Raw genomic sequence first — 22,188 nt, forward strand, 5'->3', positions numbered from 1 at the left:
AAGTAATTTAGGAGGTATGAACACTTCGCTCCCGCAGTCCCAGGACCTTCTCCCCGCCGATCTGAGCATGGGGACCGTCATGCTCAAGGTCGCCGACATGAACCTCATGAGCGACTATTACCAGCGCGCGCTCGGCCTCGAGGTCGTCGCGGAGCAGGACGGCGGCCTCTACCTCGGACGTGGCGACTCCGCCCTCGTCCACCTGGAGCCGGCGGCCGGACTGCAGCTCCCGGGCCGGGGTGAGGCCGGGCTCTTCCACACTGCGCTCCTCTTCGAGGACCAGGCCTCCCTCGCCGCCACGCTGGCCACTGCCGCGTCCTATGACGCCCGGCTCTTCCAGGGCAGCGCCGACCACCTCGTCAGCCAGGCGTTCTACTTCGGCGATCCCGAGGGCAACGGCATCGAGCTGTACTACGACCGCCCGCGCAGCGAATGGTCCTGGGACGGGAGCACCGTCGTCATGGACTCCCTGCCGCTGGATCCCAACGGCTACCTCGGCGAGCACCTGAGCGAAGCGGCGTTGCAGCAGCAGCGGCAGGCGCGTGCCGACGTCGGGCACGTGCATCTGCAGGTGGGCGATGTCGCCACTGCCGCGCGCTTCTACGTGGACACGCTGGGCTTCGAGCGCACCGCCGAGATCGGGAACAGCGCGCTCTTCGTCTCGGCCGGCGGCTATCACCACCACATGGCCATGAACGTCTGGAACAGCCGCGGCGCCGGCCCTCGCAAGGACACGCTGGGCCTCGGCGAGGTGCTCCTCCAGGTCCCGGCGGACGACGACGTCGCGGCGCTCGCGGACCGTCTCCGCGTCGCCGGGGTGGGCCATCACCACACCGGTGCGGAATTGCGCTTCGAAGACCCGTGGCGCAACCAGGTGCGCGTCGCGGTGGGATAGCCTGAAGCCATCCGGCTCCAGTCGTCCTGGAGAACCGGGATCCCCAGCGCCACCGACGAACCCGAGGATGACATGAGCCAGTCGAACGCTTTCGTAGAGGTCTTCATCGCCACTCACCAGGAGGCCCTGCAGCGGGCCAAGGCTTTGTCCGGGGGTGCGGCTCCTGACGGGTCTGCTCTCCGGATCCCCGGCATCAGTGATTTCGAAGTGGAGCAGCTCTGCTCCTTGGCCGCGCAGGCCGTGCACACCCAGGGCGAACAGGAACTCGAGATGGCGGACATCGCCGTCGACGAGCTGTACGCCTTCCCGGCCTCCGCCGTCCGCGTCCTGGAGGAACTGCCCGGCTACCAGAGTGACGGTGAAGACCCGGCGCTCCAGTCCGTGGCGGTCCAGTGGGCGGCCGACGAGGACGTGCCGTTCGCAGCCGGCGATGCGCAGCAGTACCTGCTCGCCCTGTCTGCGCTCGCGGGCAGGACCGATTCCTCGTCCCGGAACCGCCTGTACCTGTACTCGGCCTGAGGTTCGTGAATGGCGCGTGGGCGCCGGCCCTGAGGGGCCGGCGCCCACGCGCCATTCTGCTGTCGGGACGCCGGTTCAGTGCGCTGCGCGGCGCATTAGGCACCCTTGGCCGTCTCTGGCATAATGGACGGGTACCTGATCTGCGTGGCCCCTCTTCCCGTGCATGATCATGTTCCTTTCGAACCCTCCAGTATGGCCCGCCCCACGGGAGCAGAACGCTGGGTTCAACCCCGTTTCAGAAACAGGAGTGACCACAACAGTGGCCGTTAAGATTCGCCTCAAGCGCTTCGGCAAGATGCGCGCACCGTACTACCGTATCGTCGTTGCGGATTCCCGCACCCGCCGCGATGGCCGTGCCATCGAGGAGATCGGCAAGTACCACCCCACCGAGCAGCCTTCCTACATCGAGGTCGACTCTGAGCGTGCTCAGTACTGGCTGTCCGTTGGCGCTCAGCCGACCGAGCAGGTTCTGAACCTTCTCAAGATCACCGGTGACTGGCAGAAGTTCAAGGGTCTCCCGGGCGCCGAGGGCACCCTGAAGACCAAGGAAGCCAAGCCGGCGTTCGTGGCTCCGTCCACCGACTCCGTCGTCATGCCGGAAGCCATCACCCCGAAGGCCAAGAAGGCTGAGGAGGCTTCCGAGGAAGCCGCCGAGACCACCGAGGCTGAGTAGTTGCTTCCCGAGGTTCTTGAGCACCTGGTCCGCGGCATCGTGGACAGCCCCGAGGATGTCTCCGTCGCCGCCAAGAACGGCCGCCGCGGAGAGAGCCTCGAGGTTCGTGTGAACGACGACGACCTGGGCCGAGTCATCGGCCGTCAGGGCCGTACGGCACGCGCGCTCCGCACGGTGGTGGGCGCCCTCTCCGAGGGTGGCCCCGTCCGCGTGGACGTCGTCGACGGCGAACGCCGTCGTTAGAACCGGCCTGCGAAGACAAGGCTAAAGCCGGAACGGCCCCTCCGCCCTCGTGGTGGAGGGGCCGTTCCCGTCAGATGACATCCTCAGAAGACCTTCACGGTGTAAACCCGGCGCTCCCGGCGCCATCGACAGACATGAATTGGTAGGTGGAACATGCAGCTCCAGGTTGCACGCTTGGGCAGGCCGCACGGCATCCGTGGGGAAGTCACCGTCGAACTGTTCACGGACGACCCCGAAGGCCGCTTCGTCCCCGGCGCCGAGTTCGTCACCGAGCCCGCGGCCAACGGCCCGCTCACGGTGACCAGTGCCCGCTGGAACAAGGGCACGCTCCTGCTCGGCTTCGACGCCGTCCGGGACCGCAACCGCGCCGAGGAGCTCCGCGGCACCTATCTGTTCGTGGACAGTGACGAACTGGAGGACGACGGCGAGGACGAGGGCTGGTACGAGCACGAACTGCTCGGCCTGGAGGTCCGGGTGGGAGTCGAGAAGGTCGGCACCGTCGCCGAACTCCGCACCATGCCGGTCCAGGACCTGCTGGTCGTCCGCACCGTCGACGGCCGGGACGTGCTGATCCCGTTCGTGGACGAGATCGTTCCCGAGATCGACCCCGAAGAGGGCTATGTCCTGCTGACCCCGCCGCCGGGACTGCTGGAACTGAACGCCGAGCAGGAGGGCTCCGCCCCGTCCGGCGACGAGGCCTGAACCATGCGCATCGACGTCATCAGCATCTTCCCGGAGTACCTGCAGCCGCTCGGGCTTTCGCTGCTCGGCAAGGCCCGCCAGGACGGCCTCCTGTCGCTCGAGGTCCACGACCTCCGTGACTTCACCACCGACCGGCACCGCACCGTGGACGACACCCCGTACGGTGGCGGCGCGGGGATGGTCATGAAGCCCGAGCCGTGGGCCCAGGCGCTCGAATCGGTTCTTCCGGTCGAAGGGACGCGGGAGGGCAAGCCGGTCCTGATCGTCCCGTCGCCCGCGGGCGCGCGCTTCACCCAGGCGATGGCGTACGAGCTGGCCGAGGAGCCGCAGTTGGTCTTCGCCTGCGGCCGGTACGAAGGCATCGACGAGCGCGTGATCGACTGGGCGCAGGAGCGCTTCGACGTCCGGCCTGTCAGTCTCGGCGACTATGTGCTGAACGGCGGCGAGGTGGCCGTCATGGCCATGGTCGAAGCGATCGGCCGCCTGGTGCCGGGTGTGGTGGGGAACGCCGAGTCCCTCGTGGAGGAATCGCACTCCGACGGCCTCCTGGAGTACCCCGTCTACACCAAGCCCTCGTCCTGGCGGGACCACGAGGTCCCCGAGGTCCTGCTGTCCGGGAACCACGGCAAGATCGCCCAGTGGCGCCGTCACCAGCAGTACGCTCGCACGGCCGCACGCAGGCCGGACCTGCTCGCGGACTTCGACGCGGCGAAGCTGCCCCGCGCGGACCGAGAGGCGTTCTCGGCGCTGGGATACGACGTCGTCGACGGCCGGCTGGTGCTCCGTCCCGAGAGTGGCGACGCCGGAGCCTGACGCACCGCGCGCTGACGCCGGCCGGGGGAGTGATCCCCTTGCCGATCGCCGGATTGGCCTCGCCCCCGCGGCTGTGGCAAAATTGATTCTTGGTGTCCATTGGGCTGCCGCCTGCCACAGGGGGTGTGCCGTCAACAAGAGGACCACCGCGGAACCCACAAGGGGACCGCGGCTTGCAACTTCAGCACCGTGCCCGGCCTCGGCCGTCGCGGCGCTGGCTACCCAAGCGGATGACCTGTGGCGCCCGCCAGGAGTATGGATATGAACATCCTCGATTCCATCGATGCAGCGTCGCTGCGCAACGATGTCCCCGACTTCCGCCCCGGCGACACCCTGAAGGTGCACGTTAACATCATCGAAGGCAAGAACAGCCGTGTTCAGGTCTTCCAGGGCTTCGTCATGGGTCGTCAGGGCGCCGGCGTGCGCGAGACCTTCACGGTCCGCAAGGTCTCCTTCGGTGTCGGCGTGGAGCGTACCTTCCCGGTGCACTCCCCGATCATCGAGAAGATCGAGCTCGTCACCCGTGGTGACGTGCGTCGCGCCAAGCTGTACTACATGCGCAAGCTCCGCGGCAAGGCTGCGAAGATCAAGGAAAAGCGCGACTTCAGCAACGCCAAGTAAGTCGTCAGGACCGCGTCTCCGCTCCGGCAGGACGCTCCTGGGATCTTCCTTCGCATGAAGACGACAAAACGCCAGAACCCTCCGCGGGGCTGGCGTTTTGTCGCTTCCGGGGTCGTTCTCGCGATCCTTCTGGTCTCCTGCGTCCGGGCCCTGTGGGTGGATGTGTATTACATCCCCTCCGCCTCCATGGAGCCGCTGCTGCAGGAGGGCGACCGGATCGCCGTGTCCCGCACGGCCTTCCAGAGCGGTTCGCCTCAACGTGGTGACCTCGTCGTCTTCGATGGACGCGGCTCGCTGGACCCTGCGGAGAGCGGGCGGGGTCCCGTCATGGATGCGTTCACGTCTATCGGGCAGTGGCTCGGCGTGATCGGGCACGACACCGTGTATGTGAAGCGCGTCATCGGCGTGGGCGGGGACCGGGTGCGCTGCTGCACCGTGGACGGCAAGCTCGAGGTGAACGGGAAGCCCCTGAAGGAAAGCTATCTGTTTCCTGGTGACACGGCGAGTGACTTCACGTTCGACGTGAAAGTGCCGGAGGATCGTCTGTGGGTCATGGGCGACCACCGCTCCGTGTCCCGCGACTCGCGGTCGCTGCTCGGGGCTCCGGGCGGCGGCATGATCGCGCTCGGCCGTGTCATCGGACGGGCGGAGAGCATCGTGTGGCCTCTTGATAGATTTGGACAGATTCCGTCACCGGCAACTGGCCCGTGACCTGAACGGAAGGACGGCATTGGGAGCACACCTTCCCGAACCGGAACCCCAGCCTGAAGAGGCTCCGCAGGATCGCAAGAGCCGCGCACAGCAACGGAAGAAGGACCACCCGCTGCTGTCCTTCGTCAAAGAGATCGGTGGCATCGTCGCCGCCGCGGTGCTGCTGTCCTTCCTCATCAAGACGTTCCTGTTCCAGGCCTTCTTCGTGCCGAGCCCCTCGATGGTCCACACCCTCGAAGTCGATGACCGGATCTTCGTCAACCGCCTGGTGCCCAATCCGATCGCCCTGGAACGCGGCGACGTGGTCGTCTTCCGCGACACCAAGGGCTGGCTGCCGCCCGCCCCGGTGGAGAACCGCGGACCGCTCGCCTGGGTGGGCGACGTCCTGGTCTTCCTCGGTCTCCAGCCGGACGACACCAAGCAGTACCTGGTCAAGCGGCTCATCGGCTTGCCCGGCGATCACGTGGTCTGTTGCGACGCCCAGGGGCGGATCCAGATCAACGGCACGAGCCTGAACGAGAAGTACATCAACCCGGACAGCACCCCCGTGGTGAAGCCCTTCGACGTGGTCGTGCCCGAGGGCAAGATCTGGGTCATGGGAGACAACCGGAACGACTCCGCCGACTCCCGTGCTCATGTCGAAGGTCCGGGCAGCGGATTCGTCGACATCAAGGACGTCCAGGGCCGTGCCGCGGTGATCGTGCTGCCGCTGAACCGGATGTCCGTGCTGGACAACTACCCCGACGTGTTCAAGGACGTCCCCGCCCCGTCCAAGGCGGCCGAGGACAGCCACCCGGACCAGGGCGCGTCCGCGGGCACCACGCACTCGGGGGAGTAGCCGATGCCCGCTCCCACCCTCGACCTGGAACGGTCACTGGCCGGGCCGTCCGTCCGGTACCTCGCCTGCCTTGACGAGGTGGGCCGTGGAGCCCTGGCCGGACCGGTGAGCGTCGGGCTGACCGTCCTTGACCTCACAGCCCTCGTCGAGCTGCCGGACGTGCGGGATTCGAAGCTGCTCAAGGCGGCGCGCCGCGAGGAACTCGCGCCCGTCGTCCGCGAGTGGGCCGCGTTCTGCGCCGTCGGACACGCCGAAGCGGCCGAGATCGACTCTTTCGGGATCGTCGAGGCTCTGGCTCTCGCCGCGCAGCGTGCCTGGCATGGTGTCGTGGCCGCGGGCGGGCGGGCGGACGCCGTCCTGCTGGACGGCAAGCACAACTGGCTCCAGAGGCCGGAGGAGTCCCTTTTCGACCAGTTCGCGCCTGCCGCCGACGCGTTGGCGAGCACGGCTCTCCCGGCCGACGACGGCGGCCCAGCAGGCTCCCGCGGCGGCGGGACCGCCGTCGTCGCGCCCGCCGTGGACATCCGCGACATCCCGGTGACCATGCGCATCAAGGCGGACATGGATTGCCAGGGCGTGGCGGCGGCGAGCATCCTGGCGAAGGTCGAGCGCGACGCCATCATGGCAGCGCTGGCCGAGGAGCACCCGGCGTTCGGCTGGGACGTCAACAAGGGGTATGGCACCGCCGCGCACAAGGACGCGATCCGGCAGCTCGGGCCGTGCGATCATCACCGCAGGAGCTGGAAACTCCTCTGAGGCTGACGGCCCGCCCACGAGCCGGTGTGCACTCGCGTCCCACCTGGGGGAAGATGGAGGCATGAGTGCCGAGGATCTTGAGAACTACGAGACGGAGATGGAACTCCAGCTGTACCGGGAGTACCGGGATGTGGTGGGGCTTTTCAGCTACGTCGTGGAAACCGAACGGCGCTTCTATCTGGCGAACCACGTGGATCTGCAGGCGCGCAGTGCCGACGGTGAGGTCTATTTCGACCTGAAGCTCACCGACGCCTGGGTGTGGGACGTCTACCGCACGGCCCGCTTCGTGAAGAACGTCCGCGTCATCACGTTCAAGGACGTCAACGTCGAGGAACTGCCCCGCAACGATGATCTGGGGCTGCCGCAGCCCGAAGACCTGGGCAACTGATCTCCCCGTGGGCGGGCCGACGTGAGTGACGCGCGCGGTTCCGTCCTGCGAATTCCCCGGTTCCGCCGCCTCCTGCAGGTGATGTCGGCGACCGTCTTCGCGGAGTTCCTGCTGGAATCCGTGGTGTATTGCTGGATCGTCGCCGCAACGGCTGCCGATCCGGGCGTGCGCTCCCTGCTCCTCGGGTCCTATGTGGTGCTGTCCACGATCCCGAGGATCTTCGGCGCGGCCGCGATGGGTGTCTTCTCCGATTCCCTGGGCGCCGCGCTCTCGCTGAGGATCTCGACGGCGGCCCGCGCAGGGCTCGCCGCGGTGGCGGTGGCCGGGGCTTCCCTGGGCCGGGCTGAGGTGCCGGTCGTGGCGGTGATCCTCTTCGCCCTGGTCGTCGCCTGTTCCACCGCGAATCAGCTGTTCACGGCGGCGCGTGCCAAGGCCGTGCAGCGGTTCGTGCCACAGGAGCAGCGGGGTCACGCGTCGAGCCTTTCGATGACCGTGCTCACCGGGCTGAGCATCGTGGCCGCGTCGCTGGGGCCGTTCGCCTTCAGCCTTGCAGGGCTCGAAGTCTGTCTGCTCCTCATCACCGGCCTGTTCGCCGTGGGCGCGGCGCTGGCCTTCGCCGGATTTTCCAGGAACGGCCGTGGGGACGATCTGCCGCCGAGCACCCGGCTGGGATTCCTCACGGCCCTGGTGGAGGGCTGGAAGGCCACGTGGACGGTGCGCCGGCTCCGGGTCGTGCTGCTCGGATCGGTGCTGTACGGCGTGCCGCTGGGAGTCAACAATGTGGCCCTGGTCCTGCTCTGGGTGGACACGAAGGGCGGCACTCTCATCGACTACGGGATCGGCTCGTCCCTGTTCGGGGTGGGCGGTTTCGTGGGGGCGGTGGCCGCTCACCGGCTGGTGAACCGCGGTGATCTCCATCGGCTCTTCGCGGCGAGCCTCGGCGCGCTGGGGATCAGTTACGCACTGCTGGCGTGGACGCCGGATCATGTCGTGTCCTTCGGGCTCATGTTCGCGAGCGGGTTCGTGTTCAGCCTCTACGCCGTGGTGCAGTCACCCATCCTCCTGGAAGCCGCACCGCCGGAGCTCACCGGGCGGGTCGTCTCGACGACCGCGTCCGTCGCAGCGCTCAGTTCTCTCGTGGCCGCGGCCGTCGTGTCCCTGCTGTTCGCCCTTCCGGGTGCCGGTGACTCACTGGTTCCGTGGGCCGTGTGCCTCGGTGGTGCCGTCACCGTGCTCGGTGGGGCGCTGCTGCTGTTCCGTGGCCGGGACATGGGGGAGCCCGCGCCTGGGGCTGTCGCCTCCCTGCGGGAGAACTGAGCGGCCCCATTCGAGGGGTTCGGTGGCGTCGTGAGCCGCCCGCGGTGCCTTGGGGATGGGGTGCTTTCGCGTTTGTCCACATACGCTGATCCACTCGTCTGCCCTTTTATTCCGTGCCTCGAGACTGGGTGTGGAGGTGAGGGACATGAGAGCGAAGGACGTGCTCGGGCAGCGGGGCGAGGAGCTTGCCGCGGATTTCTTGGAGGACCAGGGGATCCGGGTGGTGGAGCAGAACTGGCGGTGCGCTGCGGGTGAGCTGGACATCGTGGCCGTCGACGGCGACACCCTGGTGGTGGCCGAGGTCAAGACCAGAAGCAGCCTGGACTATGGGCATCCCTTTGAGGCGGTGACCCCGCCGAAACTGGCGCGGTTGCATCTTCTGGCGTGCCGCTGGATCAGGGAGCGAGGGCTGCGCCTTCCGCGCCGCAGGCTGGATGCGATCGCCGTCATCGCCGTGCGGGGCGAGGAACCTGTCATCGAGCACCTGAAAGGGATCGGCTGATGGCGGGCCGGAACGGGGTCGGGAGGTGCCTGTCCGTGGCGCTCAACGGTTTGGAGGGCCGGGTGGTGGAGGTCGAGGCCGATATCGGGAACACGCTTCCGGGGTTCGTCATTCTCGGCTTGCCGGATGCTGCGCTGTCGGAGTCCCGGGACCGGATCCGGGCATGCGCTGCGAATTCCGGGATTCCGCTGAGCCGTCGGAAGATCACGGTGAATCTGTTCCCGGCATCCTTGCCGAAGCGCGGTTCGGGATTCGATCTGGCCATCGCCGTCGCGTCGATCGCTGCCAATGGTGAGATCCGAGGCACGGAGGGCGTCGTGTTTCTGGCGGAGCTGGGGCTGGATGGTCGGCTTCGTCCGGTGCGTGGCGTGTTGCCGGCGGTCGCGGCTGCGGTGAAGGCCGGTCATCCGCGGGTGGTCGTGGCTCAGGGGAACGCTGCTGAAGCGTGCTTGGTGCCTGGTGCGGAGGTGTCCTCGTATCGGACCTTCGCCCGGCTGGTGTTCGACTTCGGCGCCGATCCGAAGGAGCTGAACCTGGATTTCGATCCCGCCGAATCCGAGGGCAAGGGGGAGACTGCGGAGCTCCCGGTTCCCGTGCCGGATCTGGCGGACGTCGCCGGGCAGCATGAGGCCCGCTTCGCGCTGGAGGTCGCCGCGGCCGGGGCACATCACATGCTCATGGTCGGCCCACCGGGTGCGGGAAAGACCATGTTGGCCGAACGCCTGCCCGGACTTCTGCCGCCTCTGGACGACGAGGCCGCCCTCGAAGTGACCAGCATCCACTCGCTGGCCACCCAGGGCGAGGTGCGCACCGAACTCATCCGGCAGCCGCCATTTGAGAATCCCCATCACACGGCCACGTCCGCCGCGATCGTCGGAGGCGGGGCGGGACTGCCACGGCCGGGCGCCGCCTCGCGAGCACACCGCGGGGTGCTGTTCCTGGACGAGGCGCCGGAGTACGAACGACGGGTCCTTGATGCGCTGCGGCAGCCTTTGGAACACGGAAAACTCGTGATCCATCGGGCCGGAGGTTCCGCGTCCTACCCCTCCCGTTTCCAGCTGCTTCTGGCGGCGAACCCCTGCCCTTGCGGGAAGGCGAGCGGCAAGGGCCTGGAATGCACGTGCACCCCACTGGCGCGTCGACGCTACTTCGGGCGACTCTCTGGACCTCTGCTGGACCGCGTCGACATTCAGCTCGGCGTGCAGAAGATCAGCCGCTTGGACCTCGACTCGCAAGGGGAGAACGAAGACACCGCCGTGGTCAGGGAGCGGGTCCGCCGGGCACGGCAAGCGCAGAGGGAGCGCCTCGGACGCTTCGGCTTGGAAACCAACTCGATGGTTCCGGGAAAGATCCTGCGAGGCGGCCTGCGGCCGGATCGTGTCACCACGCGCATTCTCGACGCGGCGATGGATCGAGGTTCCCTCAGCGCCCGCGGCTACGACCGCGTCCTGCGTCTGGCCTGGACGCTGGCCGATCTGGCAGGCGAGACGACGCCGAACAGCGACCACGTGGGGCTCGCCCTCGCCCTGAGGTCGCCGGAGGCAGCGGCATGAGCGAACTTCTCGCCCGCGCGTCGCTCACCCGGCTGTTCGAGCCGCAGGACGCGGTCGGGCTCGCCCTGGTTGCCGTCCTGGGACCGGAGGAGGCACTCGCCGTCATCACGTCCGGAGGAGAACCGGATCCGGGCCTGGAGCAATCCCTCCACGAACTGCTGGCTGAGGAGGGAGGCAACACGTCGTGGAAGGGACTCGGAGCGGCCTTCTGCCGGTGGCGGCCCCGGGTGCCTTCCCTGGCGCCCGAGCGTGACCTGATGGTCCTGCAACGGCTCGGGGGCGGCTTTCTGATCCCGTCGGACGAGCACTGGCCCCAGCAGCTCTCAGACCTGGGCCTTCAGGCTCCGCTCGGGCTCTGGTACCGAGGAAACCCATCACTGCTCCCGGGCGCCGCGCATGCAGTGGCCGTGGTGGGGTCGCGTGACTCGACGGCCTACGGAGCCACGATCAGCGCCGACCTCGCGCATGGGCTGGCCCGCAAGGGCTTCACCGTGGTGTCGGGCGGGGCTTACGGGATCGACGCGCACGCGCACCGTGCGGCCTTGACCGGCGCCGATCCGGGCGGAAGCCGGGCCCCGACCGTCGCCTTCATGGCGGGTGGGCTGGACCGCTTCTACCCGAGCGGTAACGACGAGCTCTTGAGGACTGTCGCCCGCCGTGGCCTGGTGCTGGCGGAGGTCCCTCCCGGCGCGGCTCCCACGCGCTACCGCTTCCTTCAACGGAACAGGATGATCGCCGCTTTCGCCGGGGCGACGGTGGTGGTCGAGGCCCGGTGGAGGTCCGGAGCCCTGAACACGGCTCACCACGCCGAGGCCCTGGGACGACCCGTCGCTGCTGTTCCCGGTTCCGTGCTGTCGGCGAACAGCGCCGGTTGTCACCGTCTTCTGCGCGACGGCGGGGCAGTCCTCGTCACCGACGTTCAGGAGGTTCTTGAACTGCTGGGAGGTGAACCGGATCCGAGCGGCGACGTTCGGCATCGGGCGGAGGCGGCGATACAGGACGGATTGACCCTTGAGGATCTGATCCTCCTGGACGCCCTGCCGCTGAGAACGCCGGTCCCGCCGGAGAAGCTCTGCGTGGTCGCCGGACTCAGTCTCCTGGCGGTCCGTGCGGGGCTCGGGCGGCTCCAGGTGCTCGGACTGGCGGAGTCGGTCGGGCTGCTCTGGCGCCGAGGGCCGACGAGAAATCCCGCATAAGAGATTGGAGGGGAGTGGGTCACCCGATCCGGCCAGGGCAGACCCACCAGGCGCACATCCGGCACCACCGGATCTGGCGCCGCCTGATTCACCGCGGCCTGACCTGCGCCCCCTGGTCCAGCGAGACGCGATCTCAGCCGGGCTGGTCCGGCTCGGACCAGGCCGGGGGAGTCTCTGTCCTGCTCGCCCCTGTCCGGCTTGATCCTGGCCCACGGGGACGGCACAGTGGAGAGGTGCCACAGAAACCAGCCCCCTTCCAGGACAGCATCCTGGACGAGTACGCCCGGTACCTCACGGGCGAGCGGGGCCGGTCCGGGAACACGCTGCGGGCTTACCTCACGGACGTCCGGCAGCTGCAGGAATTCGCGGCGAAGGCCGGGGCGACGTCTTGGGATGACGTGGATCTCCACCTCCTCCGCGAGTGGCTGGCCGACCATTCGGCCCGGGGGATGGCGCGGGCCACCCTGGCGCGGCATGGAGCCAGTGCCAGGACCTTCTTCGCGTGGCTCCTCCGAGAAGGTGGGATCACGCAGGACCCCACGCTCCGTCTGCGGTCACCGAAGAAGACCTCCGGCCTGCCCACTGTGCTCCGCCCGGCACAGATGGACAAGGTGCTCCAGGATCTGCAGGCCGCGGCCCAGGAGGCCGATCCTGTCGCACTCCGTAACCTCGCCGTGGTCGAGACCCTGTATGCCTCGGGCATCCGGGTGGGGGAACTGGTAGGCCTCGACGTGGACGATGTGGATCTGGAACGCCGCACACTTCGGGTCCTCGGTAAGGGTGACAAGGAGCGTACCGTTCCCTTCGGCGTTCCGGCCTCCCGCGCGATCGTCGACTGGCTGCGGCGGGGACGGCCCGCGCTCGTCACGGCGTCGAGCGGCCCTGCGCTCTTCCTCGGTGCGCGAGGCGGGCGAGTGGATCCGCGGCAGATCCGCAGTCTGGTGGCGGACCGCTTCGCCACACTGGGGGACACCGCGGCCACCGGACCCCACGCTCTCCGCCACACGGCCGCCACCCACCTCCTGGACGGCGGAGCGGAACTCCGTGCCGTCCAGGAGCTCCTGGGCCACAGCACCCCGGCGACGACCCAGCTGTACACCCATGTCTCCGTCGAACGCCTCAGGGACAGCTACCGCCAGGCTCATCCGCGAGCCTGAAAACCGCATGCCTCGCCGTGCGCGCGGCGAAGGCGACCCCGCCACTGGCACAATTCACCGGCCTGCGGCACAATAAGAACCAGCGCCGGGGTTCAAGTAGTGCTTGAACCATCGGACGGTGCCGCAAGGCCACAGACAACTCAAGAGCCTGTAAGAAGGCGAAACAGGAATCACCGGACTTCGCGGAGTCGAGGGCGTTGGGGAAGACGTACCTACGGCTAAGGAGGATGGGATGTCTGTTGCAATGACTCGGGGAGTGCTGTTCGTGCACTCCGCCCCAGCTGCGCTGTGCCCCCACGTCGAGTGGGCCGTCGCATCGCTGCTGGACGACTCGGCCACCCTGGAGTGGGTGGCTCAGCCTGCCGCGCCTGGAATGTTCCGGGCCGAGCTGGCGTGGACCGGTGCTCCCGGCACGGCGATCCAGCTCGCCTCCACCCTCCGCGGCTGGACCCACCTCCGCTACGAGGTGACCGAAGAGGCCTCTCCCGGCACTGATGGAGGCCGCTGGTCCCACACCCCGGAACTCGGGATCTTCCACGCCGTCACCGACGCCCACGGCAACATCATGGTCTCCGAAGACCGCATCCGCTTCGCCTACGAGGCCGGCGCCGGTGACCCCGCCGCCGTCTACCACGAGCTGTCGCTCGCTCTCGGCGAAGCCTGGGATGAGGAACTGGAGCCGTTCCGTCACGCCTCGGAAGGCTCCAACGTCCGCTGGCTCCACCAGGTGGGCTGACTCCCTCTAACGCCCAGCACCACGCGCACCTCCTCGGGACGGCCCGCCCTCCAAGCCATGGGCCCGCCCCGAAGGTGAAAGCCGTCGGGACTGCAAGCGCCACGAAGCTGTACGCAACGCAGCCGTGGCAAGGGAATCCCGCACCAACCAGAACGGCGCCGCTCACCATCTGGTGAGCGGCGCCGTCGTCGTTGAGGCGGCTGCGTGCGGATCAGTAGTTACGGACCGCGATCACGGCGTTGTGGCCGCCGAAGCCGAACGAGTTGCTCAGTGCCACGATGTCACCGGCGGGGAGCTCGCGGGCGGTCTTGGTAACCACGTCCAGCGGGATCTCCGGGTCCTGGTTCTCCAGGTTGATCGTGACCGGCGCCTTGCGATCGTAGACCGCCAGCGCCGTCAGCACGGCTTCCACGGCGCCGGAGGCGCCCAGGAGGTGACCCATCTGGGACTTGGTGGCGGAGACTGCCACGTCGTCCACGTGGGTGCCCAGAGCGGCACGGAGAGCCGTGTACTCGGGCTTGTCACCGACCGGGGTGGAAGTGGCGTGGGCGTTCACGTGCACCACGTCCTCTGGCTGGATGCGGCCGTCGAACATGGCGGCCTTGAGAGCGCGGGTGGCGCCCAGACCCTCGGGGTCCGGAGCCGTGATGTGGTAGGCGTCAGCGGTGACGGACGTGCCGGCCAGCTCGCCGTAGATGCGGGCGCCACGGGCCAGGGCGTGCTCCTCGGCCTCGAGCACCAGAGCACCGGCGCCTTCACCCATGACGAAACCGTCGCGGTTCACGTCGTACGGACGCGAAGCGTGCTGCGGGTCGTCGTTCCGGCGGGACAGGGCCTGCATGGAGGCGAACGCCGCGATCGGCATCGGGTGGATGGCGGCTTCCGCGCCACCGCACATGACCACATCGGCCTTGCCGGAGCGGATCAGATCCAGGCCCAGGTGCAGGGCCTCGGTGCCGGAGGCGCAGGCGGACACGGGGGTGTGGGCGCCGGCGCGGGCGCCGAGGTCCAGGCTCACGGCCGCGGCCACGCCGTTGGGCATGAGCATCGGGACGGTCATGGGCAGCACGCGGCGGGGTCCGCGCTCCTTGAGCGTGTCCCAGGCGTCCAGCAGGGTCCAGACGCCGCCGATGCCGGTGGCGAAAGCCACGCCGAGGCGGTCCTTGTCCATGTCCTCGATGCCGGCGTCGGCCCAGGCCTCGCGGGCCGCGACCACACCGAACTGGGTGGACGGATCCATCCGCTTCATCTCGACACGGCTGAGCTTTTCGGACGCCGGTTCGGAGCAGCGGGCTGCGAAAGTGACGGGGAGCTCGTAGGTGCTGACCCACTCGTCCTCGAGGGTGCGCGCGCCGGAGACACCCTTGAGGGCGTTCTTCCACAGAGTGGGGACGTCGCCACCGATGGGCGTGGTGGCACCGAGGCCGGTGATGACAACTTTGCGAGGCATCGTCACTCTCCAAGTGATCTAAGGGTCTGCCCTGTAGGGCGTCAGGTTCAGGGGAGTGCCGTGGTGGGCGCCTCCTGGGACGGCGTCCGGCACGGGCAGGGCGGGCGGTCGCGTCCTCTCCGGGGAAGGGCGCGACGCCGGCCGTGCCAGGGAGCGCCATCCCGGGATGTGGTCATCCCGGGATGGTCAGCTCCGGCAGCAGGCGATCAGGCCTGGGCGTTCGCGATGAAGTTCACGGCGTCGGCGACGGTCTTGAGGTTCTTGACCTCTTCGTCGGGGATGCGCACGCCGAACTTCTCCTCAGCGTTCACCACGATGGTCATCATGGAGATGGAGTCGATGTCCAGGTCCTCGGTGAAGGACTTGTCCAGCTCGACAGCCTCGGGAGCCAGGCCGGTCTCCTCGTTGACGATTTCAGCCAGGCCGGCCAGGATCTCTTCGTTGCTAGCCATGTCGGCTCCTTTTCTGTGTTGTTCCGGCAGCTGCCGGGGCTTGACGGCCAGCTTGTGCTGACCGGTGCTTGTGAAGTTGTGGTCGGGAAGTCGTGAGGCTCAGGGGAGCCGGACCACCTGCGCTCCGAACACCAGACCGGCCCCGAAGCCGATCTGCAGGGCGAGGCCGCCGCTGATGTCCGGATTCTCCTCGAGCAGGCGGTGCATGGCCAGGGGGATCGACGCCGCGGACGTGTTGCCCGAATCGGCGATGTCCCGCCCGACTTTGACGTGCTCGGGAAGCTTGAGCTGCTTCACCATCTCATCGATGATGCGCATGTTCGCCTGGTGCGGCACGAAGGCGCTCAGATCCTCGGCGGTGACGCCGGCGGCGTCGAGCGCGGACTGCGCCACCTTGGCCATCTCCCAGACGGCCCAGCGGAAGACCGTGGGGCCGTCCTGGCGCATGGTCGGCCAGATGTTCCGGGCGGCCTCGACGACGGCGTCCTCGTCACCTGCGGCGGCGAGGCTTTCCAGACTGCGGATGTCGTTGAGCGAGTGCGTCATGCCGATGGCACCCCACTTGCTGCCGTCGGAACCCCAGATGGACGGGCTGATGCCCGGCTCATCCGAGGGGCCGATCACGACGGCTCCGGCCCCGTCCCCGAGGAGGAAGGAGATGGTGCGCTCGTGGTTGTCGATGAAGTCGGAGAGCTTCTCCGCGCCCACCACCAGGACGTATTCGGCCGCGCCGGACCGGACCAAGGCGTCCGCCTGTGCCACGCCGTAGCAGTACCCCGCGCAGGCGGCGGATACGTCGTAAGCGGGCGCCGGTGTCGCGCCGAGGCGCTCGGTCAGAGCCGTCGCGGCGGACGGGGTGGCGAACGGGTGCGAGACCGTGGAGACGATGACGGCCCCGAGGCGGGAGGCCTCGATACCGGCCTTGGCCAGCGCGTCGCGCGCGGCGCCTTCGGCCATGTCGATGACGCTCACGTCCTGGGAGGCGCGGCGCCGGGTCACGATGCCCGTGCGCTGCCGGATCCACTCGTCGGAGGAATCGATCCACTGGCAGACGTCGTCATTGGTCACCACGACGTCAGGGCGGAAGGCCCCCACACCGTGGATGCGGGTTCCTGCCCGGACGTCGTTCTGCCGGAGGACGGGGGTCATGCCTGCGCGCCCTCGCCGTTCCCTGCCGCATGGTGGCCGTTGCCGCCGGGAGCGGCATCCTGCTCGACTTCGGCGAAGAGTGCCAGGGCGGCGTCGAGGTCGGCCGGGGTCTTGACCGCGACGGTCTTGATGCCCGGCATGCCGCGCTTCGCCAGGCCCGCGAGGGTGCCAGCGGGGGAGAGCTCGATGACGCCCTTCACGCCCTGTGCCAGCAGAGTCTCCATGCAGAGATCCCAGCGGACCGGGCGGGAGACCTGGGCGACCAGGCTGGCGACGCCGGCCTTGCCGTTGGCGACGAGCTGGCCGTCGTAGTTGGAGAGCAGCGGAACCTGCGGCTCGTGGATGTCCAGCTCGTGCTGCAGCACGTCCAGTGCGGCGACGGCGGGGGCCATGTGCGTGGTGTGGAACGCGCCCGCGACCTTCAGCGGGATCACACGGGCCTTGGCCGGCGGGTTGGCGGCGAGGGCTTCGAGCTGCTCGAAGGTGCCCGCGGCCACCACCTGGCCGGCGCCGTTGACGTTCGCGGGGGCGGCGCCGGATGCTTCGATCGCGGCGAGGACCTCGGCGGGATCACCGCCGACGACGGCGCTCATGCCGGTCGGCGTGACGGCTGCGGCCTCTGCCATGCCGTTCGCGCGTTCCCGCACGAAGCGCATGGCGTCGGCTTCGCTGAGGACGCCTGCGAGGGCGGTCGCTGTGATCTCGCCCACCGAGTGACCGGCGAGCGTGACGGGAAGGGTCGAGAGCTCGACGTCGAAGAGGGCCTTCGCGGAGACCAGACCGGCGGCCACGATGAGCGGCTGCGCGACGGCGGTGTCCTTGATGGTCTCCTCATCGGAGGTGGTTCCATGGGCGGCCAGGTCCAGCTGAGCCACTTCGCTCAGGGCGGCCAGGTGCTCGGCGACGCCGGGGACCTCCAGCCAAGGGGCGAGGAAACCGGGGGTCTGGGAGCCCTGTCCGGGGCAGACGATTGCTAGCACTTAATCAGCTTTCCAAATCGAGGGGGCATTGCCGCCTGTTTGCTTGAACGAAGCTCAGGGGGCCTGTTTGTAGGAAGTCTACAAGAATGGGTCAATGTGGGCGCGTTGCATGGCGGTCGTGCGCGGGTCGCTGCGGTGGAGCGAGGCGGCCGACCGCCAGCGCGGTCTGCAGCACGTACGCCTCCCGCGGGATGAGCGGGTCCCAGCCCGTGACGTCGCAGACCCTCTTGAGGCGGTACCGCACGGTGTTGGCGTGGACGAAGAGCTCACGGGCGGTCGCCTCCAGCGAGTGCCCGAGCTCCAGGTAACTGCTCAGCGTGTCGACCAGGCCGTTCGAGGCCGCCAGGAGAGGCCGGTAGATGCCCGCGACGAGCTGCCGCCGCGCGGTCTCGTCGCCCGAGATGACCCGTTCCGGCAGGAGGTCGCCGGCGGCCACCGGGCGGGGAGCCGCAGGCCAGGCGCGGGCAGCGGTCAGCCCGGCGAACGCCGCCTGTGCGGACAGGCTGGCGTCGGTGAGGGACGCGGCTTCGGGGCCGTGCACCACGGGACCGGGAGCGAACAGCTCGCTCAGTCTGGCGAGGGAGGTCTCGCGGTCGTGCAGGCCGCCGAGGACGAGGATGAGCCGGTCGCCCTGGATGCCCACGAGGGCGTCGTCGGCATAGCGGCCGGCCGTGCGCCGCAGTTCGCTGACGTAGCTGGCGCTCGGCTCCAGGGGCGTCTTGCCGACCACCACCGTGAAGCGTTCCTGGGCCTTCCAGCCGAGAGCCGCGATCCGGGACCGGAGGGCGTCCGTGTTCTCGCCGCGCAGGATCGCGTCCACGATGAGCGCTTCGAGGCGGGTGTCCCAGGAACCGCGGGACTCCGCGGCGCGGGCGTACACATCGGCCGCGGCGAACGCCACCTCCCGGGAGTACCGGAGCACGGCCTCGCGGAGTTCGGGCTGAGCCTTCTCCGGGGCGAGCACGGGGACCTGTTCCTCGACCACCTCGACCACGATGCGGATGAGCTGGAGCGCTTTCTGCAGGCTGATGGCCCGGGTCATCTCGCTCGGCGCCGTGCCGAAGACATCGGACAGGATCCACGCGGGGGAGCTGGGCCGTTCGTACCAGGTGACGAACGCCGCGATGCCGTTCTGCGCCACCAGGCCGAGCGTGGACCGCTCATCGGCGCTGAGGCGGGCGTACCAGGGGAGCGAGGCTTCGAGCTGCCGCGTGGTCCGCGTCGAGAGCTGCCCGACGTTGGCGCGCAGCTTCTTCAGGGTCTCCGCCTTGTCCGCGGAGGCGGCCGGGGTGGGCGAGGGCTTTCCTTCGGACTGCGTCATGCTAAGAAGCTTAGTGCCAGGTGCTTTGTGTGAAGGCTACAACTGAGCCGCAGCCCACCTGGGGTGACGACCGCGGTGCCGACGACGGCGAGCCCCGCCCGCCGTCGTCGTGCGCGGCTGACGCTGTGCGCAGCGACGGCTGAGGCCCGCATCCGGTGGGATGCGGGCCTCGGCTTTCAGTCACGTCGGGGGACGGGGATCAGGCGTCGCCGCCCGCTCCGCCCGTGGTTCCGGCGTTCACATTGTTCAGATCGTACTTCTCGATCGCCTGGCGCGGCGCGGTCGCGTCGACCTTGCCCTCGGCGGCCAGCTGCTGGAGAACGGCGACCACGATCGAGTGAGTGTCGTTCTTGAAGAAGCGGCGGGCTGCCTGGCGGGTGTCGGAGAAGCCGAAGCCGTCCGCACCCAGCGCGGTGAAGCGGTTGGGGAGGTACTGGCGGATCTGGTCCGGCACGGCACGCATGTAATCCGAGACGGCGACCACCGGGTGGGGGTTGTCGGCCATCTTCTGCGTGATGTACGGGGTCTGCAGGTCCTCCGGGTTGAGCAGGTTGTGCTCGTCCACGGCCACGCCGTCGCGGCGCAGCTCGTTGAAGGAGGTGACGCTCCAGACGTCGGCGGCGACGCCCCAGTCGTCGGCCAGGACCTGCTGGGCCTCCAGGGCCCACGGCACGGAGACACCGGCTGCGAACACGTTGGCACGGGGGCCGTCGACACTCGGGGAGCTGATGTGGTGGATGCCGCGGGTGATGCCCTCGACGTCCACGTTCTCCGGCTGCGCCGGCTGGTGGATCGGCTCGTTGTACACCGTGAGGTAGTACATGATGTTCCGGTCGTCGGAGTCCGGGCCGTACATGCGCTCGAGGCCGTCCCGCATGATGTGGGCGATCTCGTAGCCGAAGGCCGGGTCGTAGCTGCGGATGGCCGGGTTGGTGCCGGCCAGGATCGGCGAGTGACCATCTGCATGCTGGAGACCTTCACCCGTCAGGGTGGTGCGGCCGGCGGTGGCGCCGATGATGAAGCCACGGGTCATCTGGTCCGCGGCGGCCCAGAAGGAGTCGCCGGTGCGCTGGAAGCCGAACATCGAGTAGAACACGTAGATCGGGATGAGCGGGACGCCGTGAGTCGCGTAGGACGTGCCGGCGGCGGTGAATGCGGCGACGGCGCCGGCCTCGTTGATGCCCGGGTGGATCAGCTGACCGGTCGCGGCCTCCTTGTACGCCAGGACGAGCTCGCGGTCCACGGACAGGTAGTTCTGGCCGTTCGGGTTGTAGATCTTGGCCGTCGGGAAGAACGCGTCCATGCCGAAGGTGCGGGACTCATCCGGGACGATCAGTGCGACGTGCTTGCCGAAGTCCTTGTCGCGGAGGAGGTCTTTCAGGAGGCGGACGAAGGCCATCGTGGTGGCGGCCTTCTGCTTGCCCGAACCCTTGTACGCGACCTCGTAGGCCTTGTCGGACGGCAGCACGAGTTCGTCGTGCTTGGCACGGCGCTCGGGCACCGAACCGCCGAGGGCCGCGCGGCGCTCCATCATGTACTTGATCTCCGGTGCGTCGGTGCCCGGGTGGTAGTACGGCGGGTTGTAGAGGTCCTTCTCGAGCTCTTCATCCGTGATCGGGATGCGGAGGTGATCGCGGAAGGCCTTGAGGTCCTCCATGGTCAGCTTCTTCATCTGGTGGGTCGCGTTGCGGCCCTCGAAGTGGGTGCCGAGGCCGTAGCCCTTGACCGTGTGGGCCAGGATGACCGTGGGCTTGCCCTTGAACTCCATGGCTGCCTTGTAGGCCGCGTAGACCTTGCGGTAGTCGTGACCGCCGCGCTTGAGGTTCCAGATCTGGTCGTCGGTGAGGTCCGCGACGAGTTCCTTGGTCTGCGGGGTGCGGCCGAAGAAGTGCTCACGCACGAAGGCGCCGTTCTCAGCCTTGTAGGTCTGGTAGTCGCCGTCGACCGTGGTGTTCATGATGTCGACGAGCGAGCCGTCCTGGTCCTTCGCGAGCAGGTCGTCCCACTCGCGGCCCCAGACGACCTTGATGACGTTCCAGCCGGCGCCACGGAAGAACGCCTCGAGTTCCTGCATGATCTTGCCGTTGCCGCGGACGGGACCGTCGAGGCGCTGGAGGTTGCAGTTGATCACGAAGGTCAGGTTGTCCAGGCCCTCGTTGGCGGCGAGCTGCAGCAGGCCGCGGCTCTCCGGCTCGTCCATCTCACCGTCGCCCAGGAACGCCCAGACGTGCTGATCGCTCGTGTCCTTGAGCCCGCGGTTGTGCAGGTAGCGGTTGGACTGCGCCTGGTAGATGGCGTTCATGGGGCCGATGCCCATGGACACGGTCGGGAACTCCCAGAACTCCGGCATGAGGCGCGGGTGCGGGTAGGAGGACAGGCCGTGCGGGGCCTTGGACTTCTCCTGGCGGAAGGCGTTGAGGTCTTCCTCGCTCAGGCGGCCTTCCATGAAGGCGCGGGCGTACATGCCGGGGGAGGCGTGGCCCTGGAAGAAGACCTGGTCGCCGCCACCGGGGTGGTCCTTGCCGCGGAAGAAGTGGTTGAAGCCGACCTCGTAGAGGGTCGCGGCACCCGCGTAGGTGGAGATATGGCCGCCGACGCCGATCCGCGGGTCCTGCGCGCGGTGCACCATGATCGCGGCGTTCCAGCGCATGTAGGCGCGGTAGCGGCGCTCGAGCTCCTCGTTGCCCGGGAAAGCCGGCTCCTGGTCCACCGGGATGGTGTTCACGTAGTCGGTGGTGGTGACCATGGGGACGCCCACGGACTGTGCGCCGGCACGCTGGAGCAGGGAACGCATGATGAAGCGTGCGCGCTCCGTGCCTTGCTCCTTGACCAACGCGTCGAATGATTCAACCCATTCGCTGGTCTCCTCGGGATCCACGTCGGGGACACCGGCGGTCAGACCGCTCAGGATCGAAGGGGTGATTTCTTCAGCAGCCACGTCAAACCTCTCTTTGATGCAACTGCGGCGCCTCGCTGATCCAGGGGCTACCGCGCGCGGCAAATCGCTTCCGGGCGCCGGTCAGGTGATTCCGGCACTCTCAACTGGTCACTCGTCCTGCACGGCCGGGGTTCCGGACGTGACTCACTCGTGTTCATGGATCACTCTAGCCCTCACATCGTGGCCTTCGCATTTGGGGACCTGCGCATTGCGCGCGGTCCGCCGGTCTCGGAGCGACGCCTGAGGACAATTCGGTGTCAACCGCTGCGAAAGCGCCG

Annotated in this window: 23 protein-coding genes; 17 read left to right on the forward strand and 6 right to left on the reverse strand. The window is 68.3% G+C overall.

Going from position 1 to position 22,188, the window contains the following annotated elements; genetic code table 11:
- The first annotated feature begins 16 nt into the window (after positions 1 to 16).
- From BLV63_RS08390 to BLV63_RS08470, 17 genes are all read left to right on the forward strand, one after another.
- Positions 17 to 895, forward strand: a complete 879-nt coding sequence (locus BLV63_RS08390) for a VOC family protein (protein WP_066210730.1) — start codon at positions 17 to 19, stop codon at positions 893 to 895.
- 72 nt (positions 896 to 967) lie between these two features.
- Complete coding sequence (locus tag BLV63_RS08395) at positions 968 to 1,414, forward strand: hypothetical protein (RefSeq protein WP_066210728.1); 447 nt, start codon at positions 968 to 970, stop codon at positions 1,412 to 1,414.
- Positions 1,415 to 1,673: 259 nt separating this feature from the next.
- Positions 1,674 to 2,087 carry a 30S ribosomal protein S16 gene (rpsP, locus tag BLV63_RS08400; protein WP_066210725.1) on the forward strand — a complete coding sequence of 138 codons (414 nt, stop codon included), beginning with the start codon at positions 1,674 to 1,676 and terminating at the stop codon, positions 2,085 to 2,087.
- Positions 2,088 to 2,330: an RNA-binding protein gene (locus tag BLV63_RS08405; protein ID WP_066210723.1), complete on the forward strand. Its 243-nt coding sequence runs from the start codon at positions 2,088 to 2,090 to the stop codon at positions 2,328 to 2,330.
- Between the two features lie 153 nt (positions 2,331 to 2,483).
- Complete coding sequence (gene rimM, locus BLV63_RS08410) at positions 2,484 to 3,032, forward strand: ribosome maturation factor RimM (protein WP_066210721.1); 549 nt, start codon at positions 2,484 to 2,486, stop codon at positions 3,030 to 3,032.
- A 3-nt stretch (positions 3,033 to 3,035) separates the two neighbouring features.
- The gene (gene trmD / locus BLV63_RS08415) at positions 3,036 to 3,845 is read left to right on the forward strand and encodes a tRNA (guanosine(37)-N1)-methyltransferase TrmD (protein ID WP_066210719.1); all 810 of its coding nucleotides are present in this window, start codon (positions 3,036 to 3,038) and stop codon (positions 3,843 to 3,845) included.
- A 261-nt stretch (positions 3,846 to 4,106) separates the two neighbouring features.
- Complete coding sequence (rplS, locus tag BLV63_RS08420) at positions 4,107 to 4,466, forward strand: 50S ribosomal protein L19 (protein ID WP_066210717.1); 360 nt, start codon at positions 4,107 to 4,109, stop codon at positions 4,464 to 4,466.
- Positions 4,467 to 4,520: 54 nt separating this feature from the next.
- A complete protein-coding gene (gene lepB, locus BLV63_RS08425; RefSeq protein WP_066210714.1) occupies positions 4,521 to 5,177 on the forward strand; it encodes a signal peptidase I in 657 nt (218 codons plus the stop codon).
- 19 nt (positions 5,178 to 5,196) lie between these two features.
- Complete coding sequence (lepB, locus tag BLV63_RS08430; protein ID WP_074784164.1) at positions 5,197 to 6,015, forward strand: signal peptidase I; 819 nt, start codon at positions 5,197 to 5,199, stop codon at positions 6,013 to 6,015.
- Between the two features lie 3 nt (positions 6,016 to 6,018).
- On the forward strand, positions 6,019 to 6,771 hold the full coding sequence (gene rnhB / locus BLV63_RS08435) for a ribonuclease HII (protein WP_066210712.1): 753 nt from the start codon (positions 6,019 to 6,021) through the stop codon (positions 6,769 to 6,771).
- Between the two features lie 61 nt (positions 6,772 to 6,832).
- Complete coding sequence (locus BLV63_RS08440) at positions 6,833 to 7,159, forward strand: DUF2469 domain-containing protein (RefSeq protein ID WP_066210710.1); 327 nt, start codon at positions 6,833 to 6,835, stop codon at positions 7,157 to 7,159.
- Positions 7,160 to 7,180: 21 nt separating this feature from the next.
- Positions 7,181 to 8,476, forward strand: a complete 1,296-nt coding sequence (locus tag BLV63_RS08445) for an MFS transporter (protein WP_066210707.1) — start codon at positions 7,181 to 7,183, stop codon at positions 8,474 to 8,476.
- A gap of 145 nt (positions 8,477 to 8,621) precedes the next feature.
- Complete coding sequence (locus BLV63_RS08450; protein ID WP_066211895.1) at positions 8,622 to 8,978, forward strand: YraN family protein; 357 nt, start codon at positions 8,622 to 8,624, stop codon at positions 8,976 to 8,978.
- Positions 8,978 to 10,531 carry a YifB family Mg chelatase-like AAA ATPase gene (locus BLV63_RS08455; protein WP_066210704.1) on the forward strand — a complete coding sequence of 518 codons (1,554 nt, stop codon included), beginning with the start codon at positions 8,978 to 8,980 and terminating at the stop codon, positions 10,529 to 10,531. Before BLV63_RS08450 ends, BLV63_RS08455 begins: the two co-directional genes overlap by 1 nt.
- Positions 10,528 to 11,727: a DNA-processing protein DprA gene (gene dprA, locus BLV63_RS08460; protein ID WP_066210702.1), complete on the forward strand. Its 1,200-nt coding sequence runs from the start codon at positions 10,528 to 10,530 to the stop codon at positions 11,725 to 11,727. Before BLV63_RS08455 ends, dprA begins: the two co-directional genes overlap by 4 nt.
- A 233-nt stretch (positions 11,728 to 11,960) precedes the next feature.
- Positions 11,961 to 12,884 carry a tyrosine recombinase XerC gene (locus BLV63_RS08465; RefSeq protein ID WP_066210701.1) on the forward strand — a complete coding sequence of 308 codons (924 nt, stop codon included), beginning with the start codon at positions 11,961 to 11,963 and terminating at the stop codon, positions 12,882 to 12,884.
- A 232-nt stretch (positions 12,885 to 13,116) separates the two neighbouring features.
- A complete protein-coding gene (locus tag BLV63_RS08470; protein WP_066210699.1) occupies positions 13,117 to 13,620 on the forward strand; it encodes a DUF3145 domain-containing protein in 504 nt (167 codons plus the stop codon).
- Positions 13,621 to 13,831: 211 nt separating this feature from the next.
- Here BLV63_RS08470 and fabF read toward each other — a convergent pair whose 3' ends face one another.
- The 6 genes from fabF to aceE form a co-directional block, all read right to left on the reverse strand.
- Positions 13,832 to 15,070 (reverse strand): beta-ketoacyl-ACP synthase II, encoded by a 1,239-nt coding sequence (gene fabF, locus BLV63_RS08475; RefSeq protein WP_066210697.1) that lies wholly within the window; start codon positions 15,068 to 15,070, stop codon positions 13,832 to 13,834.
- A 206-nt stretch (positions 15,071 to 15,276) separates the two neighbouring features.
- The gene (locus tag BLV63_RS08480; RefSeq protein WP_066210694.1) at positions 15,277 to 15,522 is read right to left on the reverse strand and encodes an acyl carrier protein; all 246 of its coding nucleotides are present in this window, start codon (positions 15,520 to 15,522) and stop codon (positions 15,277 to 15,279) included.
- A gap of 99 nt (positions 15,523 to 15,621) precedes the next feature.
- Positions 15,622 to 16,671 (reverse strand): beta-ketoacyl-ACP synthase III, encoded by a 1,050-nt coding sequence (locus BLV63_RS08485; RefSeq protein WP_066210690.1) that lies wholly within the window; start codon positions 16,669 to 16,671, stop codon positions 15,622 to 15,624.
- The gene (locus BLV63_RS08490) at positions 16,668 to 17,651 is read right to left on the reverse strand and encodes an ACP S-malonyltransferase (protein WP_066210688.1); all 984 of its coding nucleotides are present in this window, start codon (positions 17,649 to 17,651) and stop codon (positions 16,668 to 16,670) included. The genes BLV63_RS08485 and BLV63_RS08490 overlap by 4 nt, the downstream gene beginning before the upstream one ends.
- A 91-nt stretch (positions 17,652 to 17,742) precedes the next feature.
- Positions 17,743 to 18,972 carry a PucR family transcriptional regulator gene (locus BLV63_RS08495; protein WP_066210684.1) on the reverse strand — a complete coding sequence of 410 codons (1,230 nt, stop codon included), beginning with the start codon at positions 18,970 to 18,972 and terminating at the stop codon, positions 17,743 to 17,745.
- A 199-nt stretch (positions 18,973 to 19,171) separates the two neighbouring features.
- Entirely contained in the window at positions 19,172 to 21,910 is a 2,739-nt protein-coding gene (aceE, locus tag BLV63_RS08500; protein WP_066210682.1) for a pyruvate dehydrogenase (acetyl-transferring), homodimeric type, read from the reverse strand.
- Positions 21,911 to 22,188: the final 278 nt, after the last annotated feature.

Origin of the sequence: Arthrobacter woluwensis (genome assembly GCF_900105345.1) — a bacterium.
GTDB lineage: Bacteria > Actinomycetota > Actinomycetes > Actinomycetales > Micrococcaceae > Arthrobacter_E > Arthrobacter_E woluwensis.

Bases quoted from the DNA above. Each gene is read 5' to 3' on its own strand.
- BLV63_RS08470 (WP_066210699.1), top strand. From the start codon at position 13,117: ATGTCTGTTGCAATGACTCGGGGAGTGCTGTTCGTGCACTCCGCCCCA.
- BLV63_RS08455 (WP_066210704.1), top strand. From the start codon at position 8,978: ATGGCGGGCCGGAACGGGGTCGGGAGGTGCCTGTCCGTGGCGCTCAAC.
- BLV63_RS08440 (WP_066210710.1), top strand. From the start codon at position 6,833: ATGAGTGCCGAGGATCTTGAGAACTACGAGACGGAGATGGAACTCCAG.
- rimM (WP_066210721.1), top strand. From the start codon at position 2,484: ATGCAGCTCCAGGTTGCACGCTTGGGCAGGCCGCACGGCATCCGTGGG.
- BLV63_RS08495 (WP_066210684.1), bottom strand. From the start codon at position 18,972: ATGACGCAGTCCGAAGGAAAGCCCTCGCCCACCCCGGCCGCCTCCGCG.
- BLV63_RS08485 (WP_066210690.1), bottom strand. From the start codon at position 16,671: ATGACCCCCGTCCTCCGGCAGAACGACGTCCGGGCAGGAACCCGCATC.
- trmD (WP_066210719.1), top strand. From the start codon at position 3,036: ATGCGCATCGACGTCATCAGCATCTTCCCGGAGTACCTGCAGCCGCTC.
- fabF (WP_066210697.1), bottom strand. From the start codon at position 15,070: ATGCCTCGCAAAGTTGTCATCACCGGCCTCGGTGCCACCACGCCCATC.
- BLV63_RS08395 (WP_066210728.1), top strand. From the start codon at position 968: ATGAGCCAGTCGAACGCTTTCGTAGAGGTCTTCATCGCCACTCACCAG.
- BLV63_RS08480 (WP_066210694.1), bottom strand. From the start codon at position 15,522: ATGGCTAGCAACGAAGAGATCCTGGCCGGCCTGGCTGAAATCGTCAAC.
- rplS (WP_066210717.1), top strand. From the start codon at position 4,107: ATGAACATCCTCGATTCCATCGATGCAGCGTCGCTGCGCAACGATGTC.
- dprA (WP_066210702.1), top strand. From the start codon at position 10,528: ATGAGCGAACTTCTCGCCCGCGCGTCGCTCACCCGGCTGTTCGAGCCG.
- BLV63_RS08450 (WP_066211895.1), top strand. From the start codon at position 8,622: ATGAGAGCGAAGGACGTGCTCGGGCAGCGGGGCGAGGAGCTTGCCGCG.
- rnhB (WP_066210712.1), top strand. From the start codon at position 6,019: ATGCCCGCTCCCACCCTCGACCTGGAACGGTCACTGGCCGGGCCGTCC.
- lepB (WP_066210714.1), top strand. From the start codon at position 4,521: ATGAAGACGACAAAACGCCAGAACCCTCCGCGGGGCTGGCGTTTTGTC.
- BLV63_RS08390 (WP_066210730.1), top strand. From the start codon at position 17: ATGAACACTTCGCTCCCGCAGTCCCAGGACCTTCTCCCCGCCGATCTG.